Origin of the sequence: Nodosilinea sp. FACHB-131 (assembly GCF_014695395.1) — a bacterium.
Lineage (GTDB): Bacteria > Cyanobacteriota > Cyanobacteriia > Phormidesmidales > Phormidesmidaceae > Nodosilinea.
Genome location: NZ_JACJOF010000024.1, coordinates 1 through 23967, shown reverse-complemented (window position 1 = coordinate 23967; position 23967 = coordinate 1). Strand labels below are relative to the sequence as shown.

Annotated in this window: 17 protein-coding genes; 11 read left to right on the top strand and 6 right to left on the bottom strand. The window is 58.5% G+C overall.

Going from position 1 to position 23967, the window contains the following annotated elements; translation table 11 throughout:
• The first annotated feature begins 22 nt into the window (after positions 1–22).
• Positions 23–202 (top strand): hypothetical protein, encoded by a 180-nt coding sequence (locus H6F75_RS14845; protein ID WP_190753251.1) that lies wholly within the window; start codon positions 23–25, stop codon positions 200–202.
• 224 nt (positions 203–426) lie between these two features.
• Positions 427–1623: an MFS transporter gene (locus H6F75_RS14840; protein WP_190753250.1), complete on the top strand. Its 1197-nt coding sequence runs from the start codon at positions 427–429 to the stop codon at positions 1621–1623.
• A gap of 63 nt (positions 1624–1686) precedes the next feature.
• Here H6F75_RS14840 and hpnH read toward each other — a convergent pair whose 3' ends face one another.
• Positions 1687–2697: an adenosyl-hopene transferase HpnH gene (hpnH, locus tag H6F75_RS14835; protein ID WP_190521168.1), complete on the bottom strand. Its 1011-nt coding sequence runs from the start codon at positions 2695–2697 to the stop codon at positions 1687–1689.
• 398 nt (positions 2698–3095) lie between these two features.
• Between hpnH and H6F75_RS14830 the strand changes: the two genes are divergently transcribed.
• The 3 genes from H6F75_RS14830 to H6F75_RS14820 are packed head-to-tail and all read left to right on the top strand — an operon-like array spanning position 3096 to position 6464.
• Positions 3096–3941, top strand: a complete 846-nt coding sequence (locus H6F75_RS14830) for a phytoene/squalene synthase family protein (RefSeq protein WP_190753249.1) — start codon at positions 3096–3098, stop codon at positions 3939–3941.
• Positions 3942–3978: 37 nt separating this feature from the next.
• Complete coding sequence (locus tag H6F75_RS14825) at positions 3979–5367, top strand: aspartate aminotransferase family protein (protein ID WP_190753248.1); 1389 nt, start codon at positions 3979–3981, stop codon at positions 5365–5367.
• 8 nt (positions 5368–5375) lie between these two features.
• Entirely contained in the window at positions 5376–6464 is a 1089-nt protein-coding gene (locus H6F75_RS14820; RefSeq protein WP_190753247.1) for a sulfotransferase, read from the top strand.
• Positions 6465–6564: 100 nt separating this feature from the next.
• Here H6F75_RS14820 and H6F75_RS14815 read toward each other — a convergent pair whose 3' ends face one another.
• The 3 genes from H6F75_RS14815 to H6F75_RS14805 form a co-directional block, all read right to left on the bottom strand.
• A complete protein-coding gene (locus H6F75_RS14815) occupies positions 6565–6948 on the bottom strand; it encodes a type II toxin-antitoxin system VapC family toxin (RefSeq protein WP_190753246.1) in 384 nt (127 codons plus the stop codon).
• Between the two features lie 2 nt (positions 6949–6950).
• Entirely contained in the window at positions 6951–7169 is a 219-nt protein-coding gene (locus H6F75_RS14810; RefSeq protein ID WP_190753245.1) for a DUF2281 domain-containing protein, read from the bottom strand.
• 308 nt (positions 7170–7477) lie between these two features.
• Positions 7478–9136, bottom strand: coding sequence for a cyclic peptide export ABC transporter (locus H6F75_RS14805; RefSeq protein WP_190753244.1), 1659 nt, complete (start codon positions 9134–9136; stop codon positions 7478–7480).
• 138 nt (positions 9137–9274) lie between these two features.
• On the opposite strand from H6F75_RS14805, the gene H6F75_RS14800 reads away from it, so the two are divergent.
• From H6F75_RS14800 to H6F75_RS14785, 4 genes are all read left to right on the top strand, one after another.
• Positions 9275–12052, top strand: coding sequence for an efflux RND transporter permease subunit (locus H6F75_RS14800; RefSeq protein WP_190753243.1), 2778 nt, complete (start codon positions 9275–9277; stop codon positions 12050–12052).
• Positions 12052–12723, top strand: coding sequence for a hypothetical protein (locus H6F75_RS14795; protein WP_190753242.1), 672 nt, complete (start codon positions 12052–12054; stop codon positions 12721–12723). The genes H6F75_RS14800 and H6F75_RS14795 overlap by 1 nt, the downstream gene beginning before the upstream one ends.
• 148 nt (positions 12724–12871) lie before the next feature.
• Complete coding sequence (locus H6F75_RS14790) at positions 12872–13156, top strand: hypothetical protein (protein ID WP_190753241.1); 285 nt, start codon at positions 12872–12874, stop codon at positions 13154–13156.
• Complete coding sequence (locus H6F75_RS14785; RefSeq protein ID WP_190753240.1) at positions 13153–13605, top strand: PIN domain-containing protein; 453 nt, start codon at positions 13153–13155, stop codon at positions 13603–13605. Before H6F75_RS14790 ends, H6F75_RS14785 begins: the two co-directional genes overlap by 4 nt.
• Positions 13606–13670: 65 nt before the next feature.
• Here H6F75_RS14785 and H6F75_RS14780 read toward each other — a convergent pair whose 3' ends face one another.
• Entirely contained in the window at positions 13671–14840 is a 1170-nt protein-coding gene (locus tag H6F75_RS14780) for a glycosyltransferase (RefSeq protein WP_190753239.1), read from the bottom strand.
• 95 nt (positions 14841–14935) lie between these two features.
• Between H6F75_RS14780 and H6F75_RS14775 the strand changes: the two genes are divergently transcribed.
• Both H6F75_RS14775 and shc read left to right on the top strand, forming a co-directional pair.
• The gene (locus H6F75_RS14775; protein ID WP_190753238.1) at positions 14936–15499 is read left to right on the top strand and encodes a Uma2 family endonuclease; all 564 of its coding nucleotides are present in this window, start codon (positions 14936–14938) and stop codon (positions 15497–15499) included.
• Between the two features lie 139 nt (positions 15500–15638).
• Positions 15639–17609 carry a squalene--hopene cyclase gene (shc, locus tag H6F75_RS14770; RefSeq protein ID WP_190753237.1) on the top strand — a complete coding sequence of 657 codons (1971 nt, stop codon included), beginning with the start codon at positions 15639–15641 and terminating at the stop codon, positions 17607–17609.
• Positions 17610–17749: 140 nt separating this feature from the next.
• On the opposite strand, the gene H6F75_RS14765 is transcribed toward shc, so the two are convergent.
• Positions 17750–23650 carry an EAL domain-containing protein gene (locus H6F75_RS14765; protein WP_190753236.1) on the bottom strand — a complete coding sequence of 1967 codons (5901 nt, stop codon included), beginning with the start codon at positions 23648–23650 and terminating at the stop codon, positions 17750–17752.
• Positions 23651–23967 lie beyond the last annotated feature (317 nt).

Genomic DNA, 23967 nt, shown 5'->3' with positions numbered 1-23967 from the left:
TGAGCCGTTCGGCCGGGTAGAGATGGTCGCAGCTACTTCCGCCAGGGCACTGTCGGCCAGCAGCCGTTTGATGTTGCCTTGCTCTGAAGAAATCACGTCGGCGTTGGCAACCGAGTGGCCGTCTTCGGTGACGATTAGGGCCGAGGCGGTGGGGCTGGCTTCAGCCTACTCTTGCACCCGCTCAGACAAACGGGTGAAGTAGGCCGAAGTCAGCTCGCGCCGAGATAGTGACTCAGCTCAGGAGCGATTTACCCGGCCCCAGACGGTGGGGCTTTTTGCTGAAAAAAAGGCAGCAATCTCCTAATGGTTCCAGGACGCTCAGGCGATCGCTACCATCCCCCCAGTTGTCGTTGCCGTCAGCGCCCGACTAACCTGAAACCTTGCGATCGCCGCTCCTGGCCCTACTGCATCTCTGGAGGATTGTCTATGCGCCTTGCTAAAAAGCCATTGCCGCCCCTCTGGATTGGCGTAGCGATTTACTTCTACGCCTTTATTGCCATCGGCATTGCCGAAGCAGGGTTAGGGGTTTTGCTGCCCTCTATCTTGACGGCCTACAGCCTGACCCCAGCCACCGTCACGCTGCTCTTTGTCAGTCAAATCAGCGGTTACATCACGGCAGCCCTCACCAGCAGCCTTGTGAGTCAGCGGCTGGGACTGGGGCGCATGCTGCTGGGGGCGGCCAGTTTGCTGACCTTAGCGCTGCTCACCTATGCCCTGGCTCCGTTCTGGCTGTTGATGGTGGCGGCGGGCACCCTGCTGGGGCTGGGCATTGGCTTCATCGATGCGGGCATCAACACGGCCATGGTGCAAGATGCTCGCAGCGCCCATCTGCTCGGGGCTCTACACGGCTTCTACGGCATTGGGGCCTTCTCCGGCCCGGCCATTGCGACGACGCTGCTAGCGCTGGGCCTGAGCTGGCGGCAGGTCTACGGCGTGCTGGCCAGCCTGATCAGCCTGCTGATGGTGGGCCTGTTCGCCGCCTTGGTCTACCGTTACCCCTCCCTGGTGAAACCACCTGCCGAACAGGAGTCCCCGGCGGGGGCACACCTAAAGCAAGCGCTGCGTACCCCCCTCGTCTTTTTGTTTGGAGCGTTTCTGTTTGTCTATGTGGGAATTGAGGCCTCCCTGAGCAACTGGGCCTACAGCGTGCAGGTGATGGATCGCTCAACGCCAGCGCTGCTAGCGGGCTACAGCGTTAGCGCCTACTGGCTGGGGCTGACGGTGGGGCGCTTTGGGCTGGGCTACTGGCTGCGATCGCTGGGCGCTATCCGCACTATCACCCTGTCCCTGGGGTTGCTCCTGGTCGGGCTGCTGTGCTGGTGGCAGCTGCCCAACCCATTGATTAGCTTGCCCCTGGTTGGGTTTGCCCTGGCAGCCATCTTTCCCACCATTATTTGGCTGATTCCCAAGCGCTTGCCAGCGGCTCTAGTGCCCGCTGCCGTGAGCTTTGCCACCAGTGCCGCCAGTGTAGGGGCGGCGCTGATTCCGGCCGGGCTGGGCTGGGTAGCTAGTCGGTCGGACCTGGGGGTGATTCCCCTGTTGATGCTGCCTTTGGCGATCGCCATGGGCGGCTTACACTTCTGGCTCACCCGCTCGCCCCGAGAGGTAGCCGAGCAGCCTTAAACCAAGGCCAAGGCTAGCCGCCGGTGCGACTCAGGGGGATACAGTTCGCTCTTCTGCTACTAGCTAGAACAGGCTACCCATAGCGCGCAGCATATTCTGCGGCTGCATGGCCGCCTCTGCCGCCGTCGGCTCGTAGCCGCAGTGCACCATGCAGTCGGCGCATTCAGGGTTGCCGCTCTTGTGGCCGTACTTCTCCCAGTCGGTATTGTCGAGGAGCTCCTGAAAGGTTTCGTAATGGCCTTCGTTTAGCAAGTAGCAGGGTTTTTGCCAACCTAGCACGCTGTAGCTGGGGCTGCCCCAGGGGGTGCAGTCGTAGTCTTTTTGCCCCGTCAAGAAATCTAAAAAGAGCGGGTTGTGGTTAAATTCCCACTTTTTTTTGCCCGCCGTAAACGGAGCCAGGATTTCTCGAAACAGCGCCTTGGTCTGGTCGCGCTTGAGGAAGTGCTCCTGGTTGGGGGCCCAATCATAGCTGTAGCCCGGCGACACCATCATGCCGTCTACTTTCAGCTCGGTGAGATAGTCAAACAGAGACTGGATTTCCTGGGGATCAGTGCCCTCAAACACGGTGGTGTTGGTGGTGACGCGGAAGCCCCGCGCTTTGGCGGCCCGGATGGCGCTGATGGCAATATCGAAGACGCCATTGCGATCGACGCAGCGATCGTGCAGATCCTTCATGCCGTCGAGGTGCACGCTGAATGAGAGGTAGGGCGAGGGCGTGAATTTGTCGAGACTTTTTTCGAGCAGCAGGCCGTTGGTGCAGAGGTAGACAAACTTTTTGCGCGCTACCAGGCCCTGCACAATCTCGTCAATTTGAGGGTGCAGCAGCGGCTCCCCACCGGGAATCGAAACCACCGGGGCACCGCATTCTTCCGCCGCCGCAAAGCAGTCTTCGGGAGACAGGTTCTGCTTCAAAATTTCTTTGGGGTGCTGGATTTTGCCGCAGCCCGAGCAGGCCAAGTTGCAGCGAAACAGCGGTTCTAGCATCAACACCAGAGGATATTGCTTGCGCCCTTTGAGGCGCTGGGTGACAAGATATTGCCCCACGCCTAGGGCCTGCTGCAAACTGATTGCCATGTCTCTTCACTCCTCGATTGGTGAGGATTCGTCAGCATAACCGTTAACTGGGCCAGTAGCCTAGGTCACGGCGGCAGCTGATGCGTCGAACCCTGATGGTGATACCCAACTACCGTAATTCATTTTGGCAAAAACGGTTGTCTTTGGCCCCATACTGTGCCCGCTTAGACCCCGATCTTCATTAGGGGTTTTGGCTCAGGGCATGCCGCTGAGGCCGACGGTGTAAGATGCGGGTAATTCTGCCCGTGGCTAAGTAACCGACTACAGGTACCCTAGATGCTTAGTAGCCCCAGATACCATCCATCCGGGTTGATTCACCGTTAATGCTCTGTTAAAGCTTACAGAATCAAAGTCAACCAGTATGGTTGAAAGCCCAAGCAACGTGAGGAGAGCGCTCAATGCCGTCGATTAAATCTGCGTTGGACCTGCTGAAGGAGACCAGCCGAACATTCTTTATTCCGATCAGCTTACTCCCTCCTGGGCTTCAGGAAGCGGTGGCATCTGCGTACCTGTGCATGCGGGCGATCGACCAGATTGAAGACCATCCGACCCTAGACGGCAGCACCAAGATCAGGCTGCTGCGCCAAATTAGCCTCAACTTGCAAGCGGGCACAGAATCCTCAGCGGTGGCTGATTTTGCGACTGGGCTAGAAGGTCATGGCGAACAGCTCGAAGAGGTGACCCTGCGCATCGGCGAGTGGGCCTTGCTGGCCCCCGACACGATCGCCCCCCGGATCTGGGACGCCACTGCCGCGATGGCCGATCGCATGGCCTACTGGGCCGAGCAAAACTGGCGGATCAAAACCGAAGCCGATCTCGATCGCTACACCTTTAGCGTGGCCGGGGCCGTGGGGCTGATGCTGTCTGACCTCTGGGCCTGGTACGACGGCACCGAAACCAGCCGAATGGAGGCAATTGGCTTTGGGCGCGGCCTGCAATCGGTGAATATTTTGCGCAACCACTTGGAGGACAAAGATCGCGGCGTTGACTTTTTCCCGGATGGCTGGACGGCGGATGACATGCAGCACTACGCTCGCCGCAACCTCAAGATGGCCGATGCCTACACTCAAGCCCTGCCCAAGGGGCCAGCCCTGCTGTTTTGCCGCATTCCCCTCGCCCTGGCTACGGCCACAATCGATGCCCTGGCCCAGGGCCGAGAAAAGCTCAGCCGGGCCGATGTGATGGCGATCGTAACGCCGCTGCTCGGCGTTGGCAAATCGGTCGAACTTATGACTAAAGTCTAGTTAGACCGCATACCGCCCCCCTTTACCCCGCTAGTGCATGAACATTCTCGATCGCATCGCCGAGCGGCAGCGAGACAATTTCTCGCTGCACGCGCAGTACCTCAACCCGCAGATGGTCAACGTACTCAAAACGATCGGGTTCGATCGCCACTACGTGCGCGCGGAGGGGCCTTATTTGTTTGACGACCAGGGCGATCGCTACCTCGACCTGCTCAGCGGGTTTGGCGTCTTTGCCCTGGGGCGCAACCATCCCAAAGTCGTCCAAGCGTTGCAGGATGTGCTGAGCGCCGAACTGCCCAACCTAGTGCAGCTGGATGTGTCGGTTTTGTCGGGGCTCTTGGCCGAAAAGCTTCAGCAGATCACACCGCCGGGACTAGACCGCATCTTCTTCGCCAACTCCGGCACCGAAAGCGTTGAGGCGGCGATTAAGTTTAGCCGCCACGCTACCGGACGCAGCAAGATTGTCTACTGCGAAGGGGGTTATCACGGCCTCACTCTAGGATCCTTATCTGCCACCGGGGATCCGCATTTTCGTGAGGGTTTCGGCCCCTTTCTGCCCGACTTTATCGAAGTGCCGTTTGGGGATTTGGCCGCTCTGGAAAAGGCCCTGTCTCGCAAGGACGTGGCTGCCTTTATCACCGAGCCCATCCAGGGCCACGGCGTGTGGATTCCGGAGGCTAGTTACCTAGCGGGGGCGGCGGCGCTCTGCCGCAAATACGGCAGCCTGTTCATTGCCGACGAGGTGCAGACCGGGTTGGGCCGCACGGGCAAATGGTGGGCCGTCGAGCACTTTGGCGTCGAGCCCGATCTGCTCTGCATGGCCAAAGCCCTCTCAGGCGGGTTTGTGCCGGTGGGGGCCGTGGCCTGTCGGTCGTGGATCTTCGACAAAGTGTTCAACCGCATGGATCGCGCCGTGGTCCACGGCAGCACCTTTGGCAAAAATAACCTGGCCATGGCCGCTGGTCTAGCCACCCTAGAGGTGCTCGAAACCGAGGGCTGGATTGACCATGCGGCCCAGATGGGGCGGCAGATTGTGGCCGATTTGCAGCCTTTGGTGGGCCAGTACGAGTGCCTGAAAGCAGTGCGGGGCTTGGGCATGATGATGGCGCTGGAGTTTGGCGAACCCAAGAGCCTGACCCTAAAAATGTCGTGGAAGATGCTCGAAACCGCCAACCGGGGCCTGTTTTCTCAGATCATTACGGTGCCGCTGTTTACCCGCCACCGAGTTTTGTCGCAGGTGGCGGGCTATGGCATGAATGTGGTCAAGTTTATTCCGCCTTTGACCCTGCAGGAGAGCGATCGCCGCTGGATTGTCGAGGCCGTTACCGATGTAGTGGCCGACGCCCACCGGGTGCCGGGTGCCGCCTGGGAATTTGGCAAAACCCTGGCCACCCAGGCGATGAAAACCAAAGCCGGAGCCCGATAGCCCCAGCCATGGCCAGCCTGTTTCATCCGCTGTGCGGCAGCAACCCACCCACCCTGCTTAGGCTGCTGCTCGAAAATGGATTTCCTGCTGCTAACCGCTGCCCCCAGGTGGCTCTAGCCCTAGCGGTGTCACTGGCCCGCTGGCCCTTTTCGACCGTAGAACAGGTGGCGTTTGCCCTGGCCCAAAAGCAGCCGATGCCCGACCCTGTTTTTATTGTCGGCTACTGGCGATCGGGCACTACCCACCTGCACAATGTCATGGCACAGGGCCCAGCATTTGGCTATATCACTCCGCTGGCAACAGGGATGCCGTGGGATATTTTGGGTATTGTGCGATCGCTGGAACCCTTACTAGAGCAGGCTCTGCCCCAAGATCGCTACGTCGACAATGTGGCGGTCACACCCACCTCGCCCCAGGAAGATTCCATTCCCCTGGCGACGATGGGGGCGGAGTCGTACTACCACGGCATGTATTTTCCTCGGCAGTTTGAGGCGCATTTTCGGCGGGAAGTGTTTGGCGGTGCGCCCGCTGATGTGGAGCGGTGGAAACGCCTACATCGCCTGCTGCTGCGAAAGGTCTCGGTGCACCAGGGGCACCGGCCGCTGCTGATTAAAAATCCGGTCTATACGGGCTACATTCGCCATCTGCGGGAGTTGTGGCCGGGGGCCAAGTTCATTCACATCTACCGCAACCCCTACCGGGTGTTTCCCTCGGCGCGGCACTATTTTACGAGGCTGCTGCCCGAATTGGCCCTACAAGACTACGGCGAGCTACCGATTGAATCGCTGGTGTTAGAGAGCTACCCGTTTCTGTTAGAAGCGCTGAAAACCGATATGGCCGATCTGCCCCCAGAGCAATTTGCCGAGGTGCGCTTTGAGGATTTGCAGAGCGAGCCACTGCCGGTGCTAAAGCGCCTGTTTGAGCAGCTAGAGCTGCCCGATTTTGAGGCGGCGCGCCCCTATTTTGAAACCTATTTGGCGGGTCTAGACGACTACCAGCAAAACCAGTATTCTCTAGAGCCTGAAAAGGTTAGTGCGATCGAGAATGCCTGGAATTCTTACATTCAACAGTGGGGCTATAGTCTAGAGACGGTTTAAAGAAGCTTACTTTTCATTAGCCAAGATGCCGCTCAAGGTAAAAGTTTTGCTGGGAAGAGAGCGATCGCAGGCAATTTAGCAAAACCATCCTTTTTTTGGATTACTCCCAGAGACGTTGAATAGAGTAGGCATCCATTTGAGTGTCTTTACTAACGAGACATAGAGAATAACTTATAGCTTGGGCAATAAGAATTCTGTCGAAAGGGTCGCGATGATGCAAAGGTAAAGACAGATAAATTTCTAGGTCTTTGAAGGAGATGGACAGTTGAGTAATGCCAAGAGTGACTATATTTGGCTCGATGTTGCTAAATGGGGCAGACAAGTCGAGTTTACCAATGTTGGCTTTAATGGCGATTTCCCACAGCGAGGCAACACTGACCGAGACAGCGGGTGTAGTCTCGATCTGGCGGCGAGTGCTAGCTGGAAGCCGGATATCGTTATCGAGAAACCAGATGAGTGTATGGGTATCGAGCAAAAGCGTCATAGCTACATATAGTCTTTGAGGTCTTCTAGGGGCGCATCAAAGTCTTCGGCCATGGTGAACATCCCTTTCATAGTTCCGGCTTGGCGATAGATCTTTGGGGCAGTCTCTGCCTGCGGAGTAGGAGTGTATTTGGCTGCTAGATATTCTGCATAGTGGAGAATTTCAGTTTGAAGATTGGGAGGAAGTTTATCGAGGGTAGCAATGAGCTGGGGTGAGATCATCGGCGTTACTGTTAGGGAATGGGTGAACGTAAAATACTTTTATGATGGCGGACTCAATTGCGGTAGTCGTCTTTCCTTAACTCCATCTCTTCGGCGGAAATGCGGCAGCGATATTTTGCTAGACTTCGTCCTGATTGAGCTAGTGTGAACGCTTTGCGAACTGCCTATAGTTATATCCGGAGTGGAAATGCTTTACCGATATAGTACTCCTAGAAAAGATAGACTTGCTGCGATCGCACTTCAGATCAGCCAACCATAAGCATTCCTATTAATGAAGTCCTCGCCTGATCTTCAACAGTTGTGCGGTGTTACTCTGTCATACCGCCTGACTGAATAACGCCTAGCTTTGCAGATGTGGGGCTCTGCTCGAACTCGATCTGACCGTAGTTGAGCTTGAGGATGCGATCGCCCACATAAAAATAGTGGTCGTCGTGGCTGATCACGAAAACCGTCTTCCCCTGGGCCTTAAGGTCGGGCAGAAACTGGGTATAAAACACCTGCTTAAAAGCTGGATCTTGATCGGCAGCCCACTCATCAAATAGATAAATAGGCCGGTTTTCCATATAAGCGCTGAGCAGAGCCAGGCGTTTGCGCTGCCCCTGAGATAGATTCACCGTCGAAAATCGGCCCTGGTCGATGCTCACCTTGTGGCTGAGCTGTAGCTTTTTTAGATAGTCTTGGGCTTTGCTATCGTCGGCCTCGCCACTCAGCCCCAGCAGCCGATCAAATAGGTAAAAATCGGCAAACACTGCTGAGAAATGTTGCCGGTACCACTCCTGATTCTGCTCATCAATGGGCTGCTGATCGAGCCAAATCGTCCCCGCTTGCGGGCGGTAAAGGCCAGTGAGCACTTTCGCCAAGGTCGATTTACCGCTGCCGTTGCCGCCAATAATGAAAATTAGTTCACCGGGGTGCACAGTTAGATTCACCGGCCCCAGGGTAAATTCGGTGCCCTCTTGATCGGTGCGATAGCTGTGGGTCACGCCCTTGAGTTCTAACCGCTGCCAGTCTGGATCGATAGGTGGCACGGTAGCGGCAGCGATCGCGGCATCAATACTCAGGCCCAGGGTCTTGAGCTTATCGAGGGCCACGCTGGCCTGGCCCAGCAGCGGCAGCTTGTTCACCAGGTTTTCCATCGGCCCCAGCAGATAGGTAAACGTCAGCACGTAGGCGATGCGCGTGTTGGGGCTAATGCCCACCCAATTGGGCAGGGCAAACAGCACCAGCCCCACCGCAAAGAAGTAGATGAACTTGCCCCAGCTGTCGAGCACAGCAAACAAGCTCAACCCCTGCTGGTTGTAGCGCTTGACCTGAAGCGCCGTGGGTCGGAGGTCGATCGCAAAGAAGTCCTGGCGGCCCAGGTAGTGCAATTTCAGCTCCTTAATACCCTCAATCAGACTGCGGAAATGCTGAAACAGCCGCTCCTGGTGGTCGCGGGCAGCGGCTAGACCGCGCCGCCCCGCCACCAAAAACCAGCGGCAGCTAAACGAAGCCACCAGGGTAATCAGCAGCACCAGGGCCAGCACCTGCCACGACAGCCATGACACGTAGACCATGCAGCCGATAGTACCCGCGATATTGATCATCAAAACGGGCAAAACCCCAGCGGCAGCGGCGATCGCCTGAATATCCTCCGTTAGCAGCACCAGCAGGCTGGGCAATCCGAGGCTCTCTAAAGACTTCAGCTCCGCCGCTAAAATCTGGCGACAGAGCTGGAGCTGAAGCTCCACCACCGCCGCCTGGGAAAACCGCACCAGCAAAATGCGCGACACCATCGCTGTGGTCAGGGCGATCGCGCCCAATCCCACAAACGCCGCCGCTACCCCCCCCCCGGTCACCCCCTGGGCGATGGTGTAGCTGATCAGCGCAATCAGCGCCGCACTACAGCCGCCGCTCACCAGGCCGGTGACCAGGGCAATTCCCAGGGCTGGCCCAGAGGTTTGCAAGAGAAATAAAACTAAGCTCATGGCAGTCTCGCAAATGGTGGTGCACCCAAAGTTTGGGAGCCTGGATGGCGATCGGCGCTGCGGGCGACAGGCCCAAGCCCGGGCTGATCAACCGGTTGAACAAGCTATGATATCTGCGTTTCTCTCCGATCTAAAGTGATGCCCCGCCTCAACCTCAACCAGCTGCGAGAACGATTAAATCTCTCTCGATTTGCCCTGCGCAACAAGGGGCTGACGCTCTTCTGCTGGATTGTGATTGGGGTGGCTGGGCTGTTTGCGTTTAGCTCTCTGAAGTATGCCTTGTTTCCCGACATCACCTTTCCGGTGGTGCTCGTCAACGCTACTGCCCCCATTGAGACGGCAGCTGAGACAGAAGCCGAGCTCACCGTGCCATTGGAGGCCCAGCTGCAACCGTTGGCCGGGTTGTCTCGCCTCGACTCAACCACCTCGCCGGGGCGGGCGATTCTGCGGCTAAATTTTGAGGTGAACGCCGCGCTGGAGGAGACCACCGCTGCAGTCGAGCAGGCCATTGACCAGACTGATCTGGCGGCCGGGTTTGACTATGAGATTATTCCGCTCAACTTGAACGAGGCGACAGCGATTAGTTATGCCCTGACCAGTGAAGAGCTGCCCCCGGCTGAGCTGGCGGCACTGGTTGAAGGTGAAATCTTGCCGACGCTGCGCGATATTCCTGGGGTGCTGCGGGTAGACCTGCGCGGCACTGGCAGCCGAGCCGCCGCCAGCGGTGAGGGCAGTTTTTTGGCAGAGCTACAAAACCCGCCAACGCTAATTCGGTTTAACGGGGAAGCGGCACTGGCGGTGCAGGTGGTGAAGCAGGGCGAGGCCAACACCCTGGAGGTGGTCGATCGCGTTGAGACGGCGATCGCAGAGATCCGCGAGCAGCAGCCCCAGATAGAAATTGCCCTGGCCGCCACCCAGGTTGAATTCATTCGCGCGTCGACCGAGGCTACCATCGATGCGCTGGTGGAGGCGATCGTGCTGGCGGTGCTGGTAATTTTGGCTTTTTTGCGCAGCTGGCGGGCCACGGTGATTACGGCGCTGTCGATTCCGCTGTCGCTGCTGGGCACGGCGATCGTGATGGCCATTTATGGCTTTAACCTGGAGACCATTACGCTGCTGGCGCTGGCAATCGTGATTGGCATCATTGTCGACGATGCGATCGTTGAGGTCGAAAACATCATGCGCCACCTGGAAGCGGGGGCGACTCCGCAACAGGCAGTTCTGCAGGCAACAGACGAAATTGCGCTGACGGTGACGGTCTCGACGCTGACCATCGTGGCTGTATTTTTGCCCGTGGCGCTGATGGGCGGCACCGTAGGACAGTTCTTTAAACCCTTTGGCCTGACGGTGTCGGCGGCAGTGCTGTTCTCGCTGCTGGTGGCGCGCACCCTGAACCCAGTGCTGGCGGTGTATTGGCTCAAGGCCGCTGGCTCGCCCCAGGCCGCTGCCCCCGCTACCCCTGAGCCCGCTGTTCCTGAGCCCGCTGTTCCCGAGCCCGCGAATCCCGCAGTTGCCGCACTCCTAGCGGAGACGGGGAGGAGCACCTGGCTAGAGCGGCAGTACAGCCACTTGCTCGCCTGGTCGCTGCGCCATCCCTGGATTGTGGTGGGGCTGGCGATCGCCAGCCTGGTCGCAGGCATTGCAATTATTCCGCTGATTCCCCAGGGGTTTATTCCCCAGCTCGACCAGGGGCAGTTTTTGCTGAACTACCGGGTGCCCCTGCCCCAGCGCCCCGGTGGAGCTCAGCTAGCACCGCCCGGACAGCTACCAACGGGTCTGAGTGCACCACAGGCGGCGGCAGCAGCAGAGGCGGCAGCAGCAGCAGGGCGATCGCAGCTCCTGCAACGGACCCTCCAGCAGGCTGATGACCTGGAGGCGGCGGTGGCTCAGCTGCCCGAAGTCGAGTCGGTGTTGACTACCGTAGGCGGCCGGGGGCGCCCCAACGAGGGCAGTCTATACATTCAGCTGCGGGAGGGGCGCGATCGCGACACCGCCGCCGTGCAGGCTCAGCTCCGCCAGGATTTGCCCACGCGGGCGGGCTTGGAAACCAGCGTTGAAGACCTTCAGTTTGTCGATACCGGCGGCGAAAAACCCCTCCAGGTGGCCCTAGTGGGCGAAGACCTGACGGCGCTGCAAACCGCCGCCGCTGAAATTCAGGCCCAGATGAAAGCGCTACCCGGTTTTGCCGATGTGCGCATTTCGGGAGCCGAGAACACCGCCGATGCGATCGTAGAGATCAGCCGTCAGAATGGGGAGCGGGTCGCCATCGTGAGCGCCAACCTGAGTGACGGCAATGCCCTGGGCGACGCTACCGCCCAGGTAGTAGAAATTGCGGAATCGGTGGTGCCTCCCGGTGTGCGCATCGACCTGGCGGGCGACTCGGCCCGGGCTGGGGAAGTACTGGGTAGTTTTGGCCGTATCCTAATTTTGGCCGTGATCTGCATGCTGCTGGTGCTGTTAGTGCCCTTTGGGCGGTTGCTAGAACCGGCGGTGGTGGGCTTGTCACTGCCGCTCTCGGTAGTTGGGGCAACGCTGGCCCTGTGGATCACCCGCAGCGACTTTGGCATTGTCTCGCTGTTGGGCCTGCTATTTTTGCTGGGATTGCTCAGCAAAAATGCGATTTTGCTGCTGGATTACATCAACCAACTGCGCCGAGCCGGGCTTGAGCGCACTGACGCCATTAAACAAACGGGCTTGGTGCGGCTGCGCCCCATTCTTATGACCACCGTTTCGTCGGTGTTGGGTATGGTGCCGATCGCCCTCGGTTTTGGGGCGGGGGCCGAGCTGCGGCAGCCCATGGCCGTAGCCATTATTGGCGGGCTGCTAACCTCAACCCTGCTGAGTCTGGTGGTGGTGCCGGTGCTCTACACCCTGCTCGAAGATGGCTGGCTCAAGCTCACTAAACGGTCAGCCTAATGCCAATTCAGGTGATTCTTGTGCCCGCTGGGGCCGAATATCAGGCGGTGATGCGGGGCCTGAAGGCGGTTCCCCATGCACCCCCGGTGGTTGCCGTTCCGGCGGGACCAGTGGCGTTTCGGGCCTTTTTAGAAAGCTGGGAAGACAACTCTCGCTTCGCTACCCAGGAGATTCTGCTGATGGGCCTGGGCGGTAGCCTGTCGCCCCAGCATTCGGTCGGCGACGCCATTTTGCTTGAGCAGGTTTGGGATGCTGCTGAGGGGGATAGTTCGAAGGGCTATCAGTGCGATCGCATCCTCACCGATGAGCTAGCCCAACACCTTGGTGCCCCAGTGGGGAAGGGGGTAACGTGCGATCGCGTCATCACCACAGTCAATGAAAAACGGCAGCTGGGCGATCGCTACCAGGCCGATGTAGTCGATATGGAAAGTGCCGTACTGCTGGAGGCCATGCCCCAGGCCAAAGTCGCCGTTCTACGAGTAATTAGCGACGATTGTAGCCACGATTTGCCGGATATTTCGGGTGCGATCGGCCCGGACGGTAGCCTTCGCGCTGACACTCTTGCCCGCAGCTTTTTGAAACGCCCCATTGCGGCTCTAAAGTTTATTAGCGGCTCAATCCAAGCGCTCAAAGCCCTGGAGCAGGTCACGCTGCTCCTATTTCAACAGTGAAGACCGCTTCTAAAGTAGAGGATCCAAAGATAATTATGGCCAATGCCTATGATGCCGAGTTAGCAACCTCAAGGCTGAGACAGGAATGGATTCGCTGCTTCAGCTAAGCAGAGTTAAAATTAATTAATGAAAGTGTCTCAAAAGACCTATGACCTTAATCCTGGACCTTCCCTTTGAACTAGAGCAGTACCTTTTACAGGAAGCCGAGCAAAAAGGTCTATCGGTTGAGGCTATGACGCTGCAACTTCTGACCCAATTAATTCTGCTCCAACAGAAAGGGGCTGAAGCTGTCGACATACTTCAGTCCTGGATCGAAGATGAGGATGTTGAAGATCAACAGACTACAGGTCAACATTTGCTCCAGGTACTAGATGAAGATCGACTTTCCGGTCGCAAGTTGTTCCCGCTTGAGATGAAAGGTATTACTTGGTGAATTGGGCCGTCGTATTAGATACAGGCCCAATTGGGCTAATTACTAATCCAAGGTTCTCCCCTCAGGGTGTCGCTTGTAATCAGTGGCTTCAATCTCATATCAAGGCAGGAAACCGTATTATTGTTCCAGAAATTGCGGACTATGAAGTTCGTCGTGAGCTACTACGGGCGAACAAAAAGAAAGGGCTTGCACGGTTAAATAGTTTGTCCCAGCTGCTTGAATATTTGCCGATTACAACCGCTTCTATGCGTCAAGGAGCTGAACTCTGGGCACAGGCTCGGCAGCAGGGACAGCCGACAGCAGGCGATAAAACGATTGATGGTGACATGATTCTAATCGCTCAGGCTATGACATTAGGCATTACAGATGTGGTGATTGCAACGACAAACATAGGTCATCTATCTAGGTTTATTACAGCTAGTTTGTGGCAGGATATTTCCCCTACTTAACCATATCCACCATCCTAAGCTAGTAGCTTCGATCATCGCCTTGCGTAAACTACCGAAGCTAACCCCTACCCCAGATCGCTATAAACCCGTCCCTTCCAGGCCCCGCCCTGCCCCGCCCAGTGCCGCCGTGCCGAATCTAACGTCATCAGCGTGTAGAGCAGAGCAATCAACGGCAGCGCCAGCGCCAGCGATCGCTGGCCGCCATAGAGCTTCAGCGTTGGCCAATAGGCTAGAGCCATCAGCAGCCATCCCGCCAACCCCGTCAGCGCCAGGGCAGGGTCGCCCCAGATCACTCCCAAAACTACCCCTAGGGGAGCGACCGGATAGACCAACAGCATGCCAAAGACCGTACCGATCAGCAGCCACGGTGAGTAGTTGAGCTGGGTGTAGGCGCTGCGGGTGATCATCGTCCAGATGCTGTGCAGATCGGGGTAGGGGCGCAGGCTGTGGATGGTGGTGCTGAGGCCGAGCCAGATTGGGCCATTGGCCTTGACCGCTGCTCCCAACGCGCAGTCGTCAATCAGGGCCTGGCGAATGGACTGAAGCCCGTTGATGCGCTGAAGGGCGCTGAAGCGGATCAGAGCGCAACCTCCCGCTGCTGCCGCCGTCTGTTTTTGAGGATTGTTCACCCAGGGGAAGGGGTAGAGCATTTGAAAAAAGAAGATAAACGCCGGAATCAGCAGCCGTTCCCAAAAGCTTTCACAGCGGAGCTGCACCATCAGCGATACCAAGTCAAGCCGATCGCGCTCGGCCTTAGCCACCAGCTGTTGCAGGCTGGCAGCATCGTGCTCAATGTCGGCATCAGTAAAGAGCACGTAGTCGGGTAGGGTAGGCTGCGACGCTAGGTAGCGAAACCCTTGCTCCATCGCCCAAAGCTTGCCAGCCCAGCCAGCGGGAAGGGCTGCGCCCGAGAGCACCGTGAGACGATCGCACTGGTCTACCGCAGTCGCCGCTGCCTGCGCCACCGCTGCCGTGCCATCAGTGCTCTGATCATCCACCAGCAATACTTGCAGGCTGCCGGGATAGGTTTGGCTGAGGTGCGATCGCACCGCCACCCCAATTAGCTCCGCCTCGTTGCGGGCTGGAATCACCACCGCGATCTTGGGCCAAGCAGCCAGTGGCACCAGATCACCATCAAGCCGCTGGTCAGCGCGCCAAAACTGCCCCCAGAACAGCAGCATCCCAATCCAGATCAGGAGCGCCAGACTCGTCAAGCTCAACGCTAAGATTGCCATTCCCATTGTCTGCGATTAATTCTTACGCATCATAGAGGCGATCGCGCTGGCTGACGACGCTAAGCTAAAGCAAAAGGCAACTCTAGGAGGCTCCCATGTCTCAGGCCACTCCCAAAATTCGCTGGACAGCTGCCGATCTGGAGGTTTTGGCCGCCGACGAATGGAAGCGCTATGAAATCATTGATGGAGAGCTGTTCGTGACTCGCGCCCCTCATTCTGGTCACCAACGCGCCATTGGCCGAATTTATGCTCAGTTATTGAGTTGTTCAGACGAGAGTGGTTTGGGTGAGCCGCTGATTACTCCAGGACTAATTTTTACCGATACCGACAACGTCATTCCCGATGTGATTTGGGGTTCCCACGATCGCCTAGCCGCCCTAATGGATGACGAGGGCCATCTGCGCGGTGCACCCGAGCTAATTGTGGAAGTGCTCTCTGAAGGCAGTACCAACGAGCGGCGCGACCGCGAAGCCAAGCTCAAACTCTATTCCCAACAGGGCGTGCAGGAATATTGGATTACCAACTGGCGGCTGCGACAGGTTGAAGTCTACCGCCGTCAAGCCGCTCAGCTCCAGCGAATTGGCACGCTACTGGCAACGGACAATCTCGAATCACCGCTGCTGCCAGGGTTTTCCTGTCAAATAGGCAGCTTTTTCTAAATGGCTTAGTCAATTGCTGCGCATGTCGGGCCACAGCCTAGTTACAAGTCCCTGATCTTTCCCTGGCGGGAGCATTTGCATTATGCTGCCCCAGTGACCATAGCGTTTTGACCGCAGATTTCTAACGTGAGGGGTGTGAATGCAGACGCAAGAACCGCAGCAGCTAACCGGGCTTGATTCGGCGACTCGCGACGCGATCCCTGAGGGAATCGCCGCTGCGCAAAACTACCTGCTGGCCCTACAGCACCCTGACGGCTACTGGTGGGCCGAGCTAGAGTCTAACGTCACCATTACCGCCGAAATCATTCTGCTGCACAAGATTTGGGGCACCGACAGTGCTCGCCCCCTGGCCAAGGCGGAGCACTATTTGCGATCGCACCAACGCGACCACGGCGGGTGGGAACTGTTCTACGGCGACGGTGGCGACCTCAGCACCTCCGTCGAGGCCTATACAGCGCTGCGGGTGCTGGGCGTGCCCGCCAGCGATCCGGCCCTGCTAAAGGCAAAAGATTTTATTCTCAAGCGCGGCGGCATCAGCAAAACCCGCATTTTCACTAAGCTGCACCTGGCGCTGATCGGCTGCTACGACTGGCGTGGCCTGCCCTCTCTGCCCGCTTGGGTGATGCTGCTAGAGTCACCCTCGCCCTTCACCATCTACGAACTCTCCAGCTGGGCTCGGGGCAGCACCGTGCCGCTGCTGATTGTCTTTGACCAAAAGCCGGTTTACGTCATTGAGCCCGCCGTCAACCTGGACGAACTCTACGCTGAGGGCATCGCCAACGTGCGCTGGGAACTGCCTAAAGCTGGCGATTGGAGCGATATTTTTGTTTGGCTGGATGGCGCGTTTAAGTTTGCAGAATCCATCAACTTCACCCCCTTTCGCGACGAGGGCCTTCGCAAAGCCGAGCAGTGGATTCTAGAACGGCAGGAAGCCACCGGTGACTGGGGCGGCATTATTCCCGCCATGCTGAACTCGATGCTGGCCCTGCGCTGCCTCGGCTACGACGTAAACGACCCGGTAGTGCGGCGCGGATTGAAGGCGATCGACAACTTTGCTGTGGAGACTGACGACACCTACTGGGTGCAGGCCTGCGTCTCCCCCGTGTGGGACACGGCCTTGGGAATGCGATCGCTCACCGACTCGGGCCTCGCCCCCGACCACCCCAGCCTGGTGCAGGCGGGCGAATGGCTGCTCGACAAGCAAATTCTTGACTACGGCGACTGGGTGGTGAAAAATCCCCAGGGCAAGCCGGGGGGCTGGGCCTTTGAGTTTGAGAACCGCTTCTACCCCGATGTGGACGACACAGCGGTGGTCGCTATGGCTCTGCAAGACGTCACCCTGCCCGACGAGGCGCTGAAGCGAGAGGCGATCGCCCGCGCCGTGCGCTGGGTAGCCACCATGCAGTGCGAAACCGGGGGCTGGGCCGCCTTCGACATCAACAACGATCAGGATTGGATCAACGCCGTTCCCTACGGCGACCTCAAGGCCATGATCGATCCCAGCACCGCCGACATCACCGCCCGAGTGCTGGAGATGCACGGTCGCCTCTGCCGTGAACCCAACCTTGCCAGCCGTTACGCCAGCGACCTCACCGCTCAGCGACTCGAACGAGGCCTAGCCTTTCTGCTCGACGAACAGGAGGCCGACGGCAGCTGGTTTGGCCGCTGGGGTGTCAACTACCTCTACGGCACCAGCGGGGCGCTATCGGCCCTAGCGTTAATTGCGCCAGAGCGTTGTCAAGGGGCAATCGCACGCGGGGTTAACTGGCTCGTCAGCTGCCAAAACCCCGACGGCGGCTGGGGCGAAACCTGCCGCAGCTACGATGACCCCGCTCTCAAGGGCCAGGGGCCGAGCACGCCCTCTCAAACGGCCTGGGCGCTGCTAGGGTTAATCGACGCCGATAGTTCTAGTGCCGCCGCCAAGTCGGCCATTCACAAGGGCATTCGCTACTTGATTCAAACTCAGACCCCTGAGGGCACGTGGGACGAGCAGGAGTTTACCGGCACCGGCTTTCCCCGCCATTTCTATATTCGCTATCACCTTTACCGCCACCATTTTCCGCTGATGGCCCTAGGCCACTATCACCTCAACTATGCCCCTAATTCCTGACCAAGCTGATTGTGACAGGCTCTAACAGCCGGGGTTTAGGGTATTGGGTGTCGGGTTCACGACCTGCCTTGCACCTGAGACCCTGAACCTTGAGCCCCTACTAACCGGTCACCTTTAGCTTAGCAAACTACTACTCTCCCTCAGCCGAGGTGCAGCCACTGTGCCGCAGACGCTGTAGCTAGGGGCGGGGCAAACCAATAGCCTTGGCCAGATTCACACCCTAGAGCTTTGAGAATGTCGAGTTCGGCGGCGGTTTCAATACCCTCAGCAACCACGTCCATACCCAGGCTGTGGGCCAGGGTGAGAATCATCTGCACCGTCTCCAAGGAGGTTTGGGGGTCTAGCCCCACGGGGCTCAGGCGCTGCACAAAGGAGCGGTCAATTTTGAGGGTGTCGATGGGAAATTCATGCAGGCGGCTGAGGGACGAGTAGCCCGTGCCGAAGTCGTCGATGCAGAGCCGCACGCCCAGAGCCTTGAGGTGCTTGAGCGACTGAGCCTCGGAGGTGAAGGTGTCGAGGATGCAGCTTTCGGTAATCTCTAATTTGAGACAATGGCGGGGAATTTGGGTGGCCTGGAGCACTGCCTCGAGACGCTCGATCAGCTCAGGCTGCTTCAGTTGCATGGCGGACAGGTTGACATTCATGGTTAGCGGCACCGCATGGGAGTTCGCCTGCCAATGCTTGAGCTGCTGACAGGCGGTTTCTAACACCCACCAGCCGATGGGGCCAATCAGCCCGGTTTCTTCGGCCACTGGAATAAACTCTAGGGGAGAAATTAGCCCTCGGGTGGGGTGTTGCCAGCGCACTAGGGCTTCAAATCCGCGCACCTGACCGGTAGCTAGAGAAATGATCGGCTGGTAGTGGAGACAAAATTCTTGGGCCTCAATGGCTCGCCGCAGGTCACTCTCCAGCTGGAGCCGCTGGGTGATCTGGGTTTGCATAGCGGGGTCAAACACCACGTACTGGTTTCTGCCCTTGGCCTTGGCCTGGTAAAGGGCAATGTCGGCATCGCGCAGCACGTGGGTGGCCACCTGATAGTTGAGGGTGCTGTAGGTAATGCCCGTGCTGGCGGTAGAAAAGACTTCGTAATCGCTCACCCGAAAGGCCAGCGAAAACTGGTCTTGAATGCGCTGAGCGACCGCCAGGGCATCGTCAGGGTGCGGCAAATCTTCGAGCAAGATGGCAAATTCGTCACCGCCAAACCGCGCTACCACGGCGGCGGCACCTACACAGTGTTGCAGCCGTTGACTGGCCAACTTGAGAAACTCGTCGCCGACCAAATGGCCGAGGCTGTCGTTGATGTTTTTGAACCGATCGAGATCCATAAACAGCACCGCATAGAGCCGTTTGGGGTGTTGGGTGCTCATCTGAATGGCGTGTTTGAGCAGATTGAGGAAACAGGCGCGATTGGGCAGGTTGGTGAGGCCGTCGTAGAGGGCGTCATGCTGAAGCTTATCGGTGGCCTGGATCAGCTGCGCCTGGGTTTTTTGCAAATTCTCGAGCGACTGCTGTAGCGTGCGGTTGCTCAGCTCCAGGTTTTGGTAGAGATTGGCATTCTCAAAGGAAATGGCCGCCTGGGCACAGAGAATGTCTAACACCTGGATGCGATCGCGGGTAAACGCTCCCGTAGTTAGACTATTCTCCAGGTAAAGCACGCCCATCGTCTGGTTTTTTTGAATTAGCGGCAGCCCCAACACCGATTTGGGGGAATGGTGCACCAGGTAAGGATCGGCGGCAAAGCGCGGCTCAACTCGCATGTCGTCAATCACCAGAGGGGCAGCCGTGCGATCGACAAAGTGAATCAGGCTCACCGGCAGGCGGCGGCTGGTTTGCAGGGGCACCAGATCCACCCGGCAGGTTTCGCCGCTGAGGCACTGGGCTACCACCACGAGCTGATCGGCCTGGCGCAAAATTAAGGCTCCGCGCTCGGCCCCGGCATTTTCTAGAACCAGCTGCATCAGGGTGACGATCAGATAATCGGGCCGCAGCTCCTGGGAGATAGCCTGGGACGCCTGAACCACGGCGGCCAAATCAAGGGCGGCGGTATCGCTAGTGCAACTGCTGATCTCATCGCTGGCGCTGAGCACCCCCGGCGCGGGCAGCCCCGCCGTCGCCTGCAACACCTCGGGGTAGAGGGCTTCGAGCTGTTGAGTTTTGGCCTTTGCCCCCCAGTGGGCGTAGGCGTGGTAGGCCGCACGCAGGTAGGGCTGGGCTAGGTTGGCTCGCCCCCAGGCCAGGTAAAACCGAGCCGCCAGTTCGTTCGCCAGTCCTTCATCCTGAATAAACCCGTGGGTTTTGGCGGTGGCGATCGCCCCATCGTAGGCCTCCATCGCCTCCAGGTAGCGGCCTTCGATTCGGGCAATTTCAGCCTCAACCAGCTGCCAGCGGTGGCGGTGGTTGCTGGGCGCAGAGTCGGCCCACTGGGTCAGCTTTTCCTGCTGCTGCTGAATGCGCGGCCATCGGGTGGCGTGGTCAGCAGCGGTCTGGTCCCAAAGCGCTAGCTGGATCAGGGCATCGTAGAAGGCGTAGAGGGCAAAGGGAAACTGAGCCCGCCCCCCATCCAGATAAGCGGCTACCTGATCGGACTCCTGGGCCGCCGACTCAATCTGCCCAAACAGGTAGTAGAGCACCGTCTGATTGAAGTGGTAGTGGAAAAGGGAGGTGCGATCGCTGTGCTCCAGGTGAAACCGCACCGACGCTTCCGCATCGTATACCGACCCACTCAAGCACCAGGGGTTCCCTTCCCCCAGCAGGTTGAGCACCGTCTGCTGCACAATTTCTAAACACTTCAGCGACACCTGCTTGAGCTGACGCAGGGTTTGGCGGTAGGCGGCCATCTCCGCTGCCAAATCCTCCAGGGGCTGCCCGGCAAAATAGGCATAGTGGCTATAGGCCTGGGCGTTGAGCACAACACATTCCAGATCGCCCGTCGCCAGCCCACTCTGGTAGGCCTGCACAAAGGCGGGCAGGCTTTGCCGCAGGGGGTCACGCCAGTGGCAGATAAAGTTGTGCACCAGATACCCGGCTCGGCTCTCGCCAGTGGTGGCCTGGAGCTGCTCTAGCAGCCCCAGCGCCAGCTGGCCGAACCCATAACCTAGCTCGATCTCACCCATGCTGCAGAGCGCCATGCCGTAGCCCGCGTAGGCAAAAATTGAGATGGGGCTGTTGCCAAAGCGGATGGAAAACTCTACCTGCTTGGCCATCAGCATGGGCATCAGGGCCGGTAGCGCCCGGTAGGTCGGGGCGGTGAGCTTGGTCATGATCTGCATGGCTGCCAGCCGCTGCACCGCCGCCATCCTCGGCAGAGCCAGCAGACTGAGGGGGTCCTGCCCGGCCCAGAGCTGGCGGGTGTTGGCCAGAGCCTGCTGCACCTCAGCCGGAGTGGGCTGTTCTGCAAAGTCAACTTCTAAAACACGCAGCACCTGTAGCCCGGTGCGCACCGCAGCCAGATAGTTGCCCTGGGCGCGGTCGGCCAGCAGCCGCATCTCATAGGCAGGCAGCTGATCGAGCAGGTTGTAGCCGTGGCGAATAGTGAGGTCGGCCCAATGCTCCATCTGCTCAAAGTCAGTGCAGAGGTAGGCGACTTCGGTGATCTCTTGGTGCAGGGTCAGGGTCAGATCGTACTGCTGCCCCCAGGTATTGGCTGGCAGCAGGGCAATACCCTGGCGCAGATAGTCCAGCGCTGCCGAGTAGGCCGTGGCCGTTTTGGCTCTACGACCCGCCTGCAAATTAAGCTGGGCCAGCTGTTCCCGTTCGGCGGCGGCCGTCAGCAGCGATTGCCCCTCATTGAGGTGGTTGACGATGGTAAACAGCTGCTCGTCGCGCTGGGCCAAGGACGATTTGTGCCAGAGCAGCCGACCGATAGTGAGATGGGTCTGGGAGCGCTGATCGGCCGGAATCAGCGAATAGGCAGCCTGCTGAATGCGATCGTGCAGAAATCGGTAGTTCAGATTCGATCGGTCTAGGGGCAGCAGGGCTGGCTCTAGGCTCCCTTCCGGCTCTAAAAACAGAGTGTAGAGCTCACTTTGGGGCAGCACTAGCCCCAGTTCTAGGGCGCTCCACAGGGCGATCGCCACGTCAGTTTCGGGCAGCTCCGACACCAGCGCCAGCGTGCCCAAATTAAACGGGTTGCCGATGCAGGCCGCCAGCTTCAGCACGGCCTGGGTGGAAGGCCCCAGCTTTTGCAGCTGCTGGGCCATAAATGTCACCACATCCTCGTTGATGGCCGCGCGGCGGGCCTGCCCCAGATCGCACTGCCAGGCCCCCTGTACCGGGTCAAAAACGATGATGCCCTCCTGGTGCAAGACCCGCAAAAACTGGGTGGCAAAAAACGGGTTACCGCCGGTCTTTTGGTAGACCAAATTGGCCAGGGGCTGGGCCAGAAGCACTGGACAGACCAGGGTATCGGCCACCAACTGGTTGATGCTCAGAGCCGACAGCGGCTCTAGGGTAATGGTATTGATGGTGGCCCCGCCCTGGCGCAGGGTGTCTAGGGTCAGCATCAGCGGGTGGGCCGGGCTCACCTCGTTGTCGCGGTAAGCCCCAATCAGCAGCAGGTGAGGACACTGGAGGTCGCCGACCAGCAGGTTCATCAGCTGAAGCGAGGCTAGATCGGCCCACTGCAAGTCGTCTAAAAACATTACCAGGGGATGCTGAGGTGCGGCAAACACCCGAACAAAGTTCTGAAATAGCCGATTAAAGCGATGCTGTGCCGCCTGGCCGGAGAGTTCTACCACGGGGGGCTGAGGCCCGATAATCTGTCCCAGCTCAGGAATGACGTCAATCAGCAGTTGGCCGTTGGGGCCTAGGGCGGTCAAAATGCTGGTGCGCCAGGCCTGAAGCTGTGCCTCAGGTTCGCTGAGTAACTGCTGCATCAGCGCTTGCAGAGCGGTCAAAAAGCCCGCAAAGGGGGTATTGCGCTTAAACTGATCAAACTTACCCTGAATGAAGTAGCCCTGCTGACGGGCGATCGGCCGCTGCACTTCATTGACCACGGCCGTTTTGCCCACCCCCGAGTAGCCCGCAACCAGCACAATCTCGCTGTCGGTCGACCCAACCGCACTGACGCGCTCAAAGGCGGCCAGCACCGCCGCCACGGCTTGCCCTCGACCGTAGAGCTTTTCGGGAATTAGAAAGCGATGGCTGCGATCGCGCTGCCCAATCGCAAAGGCAACAATCTGCCCCGTCTGCTCGAGCTGGTGGCGGCACCGTTCGAGGTCGTGGTGTAGGCCCACTGCGCTCTGGTAGCGATCCTCCGGATTTTTTGCCATCAGCCGGCTCACTATGGCCGCTACTACCGCCGGTACGCTCGGGTTCACGCTGGCGAGCGGCGGCGGGGCCTTGGCAATGTGGCAATACACCAGGCCCATCAGGGTGTCGGCGCTGAAGGGCACTTGTCCGGTCAACAGTTCGTAGAGGGTGATGCCGAGGGAGTAGTAGTCGGTGCGGTAGTCGACGCCGCGATTGATGCGCCCGGTCTGCTCAGGCGAAATGTAGGCCAGGGTGCCCTCTAGCAGGCTGTGGCGCTGTCCGAAAATTGCCTCGCGCGGCAGGCGAGAGGCGAGGCTAAAGTCGGTCAGCTTCACCTGCCGGGTTTGGGGATGAATCAGCAGGTTGCTAGGTTTGATGTCTTTGTGAATAATGCCCTGGTCGTTTAGATGCCTCAGGATATCGGCGAGCTGCTGGGCAATGTCGAGAAACTCTAGCAGCCCCAGTTCGCCCCTACCCTCATCCCGGCGTTGCTCCAGCCACTGCTTGAGGGAGATGCCGCCGAAATCTTCTAAAATCAGCGCGTAGCTCTGGCGGTAGGGCCGCAGCTCGTAGGGCCGCACGATGTTGGGCGCGTGGAGGCTGCGGGCGATCGCAAACTGATGACGAAACTGCATCAGCTCGTCCGGCGTTGGCCGCTCACTGCGCAACACCTTGATCACCACCGTCTGGCCATCAGCCACCCGCCGCCCGCGGTAGACTAAGCTCTTAACCCCGACGTGCAGCTGATCTAAGACTTGGTATCCAGGCAGCTCAATCATCGGATGAGTCAAATTGAATGCTCTTCCTAGTCTTCCCGGTCTTGTCTACCGTGAGGCGATACCGGGCAGGGTGGAGCTTATCCGCCCCCTGATTTAAGCCCATAGTCAAGGCTAGCGCTCTTAAATCACTCTTGCCAGATAAATGTGTAATGTTGATTACTGGTTAGAAACCCTGCTCGTTGTTAGGCACCCAAAAACGAAAGATGGCGCTTCAAATATAGCTACAGCCATGTGAGTTAGGACGTAAGCTATAAGCAGAGACATTTTCCTCCAAGTGCTATGCCCAAACCCTACAGCCTCGATTTGAGGCAAAAGGTCATCGACGCCAT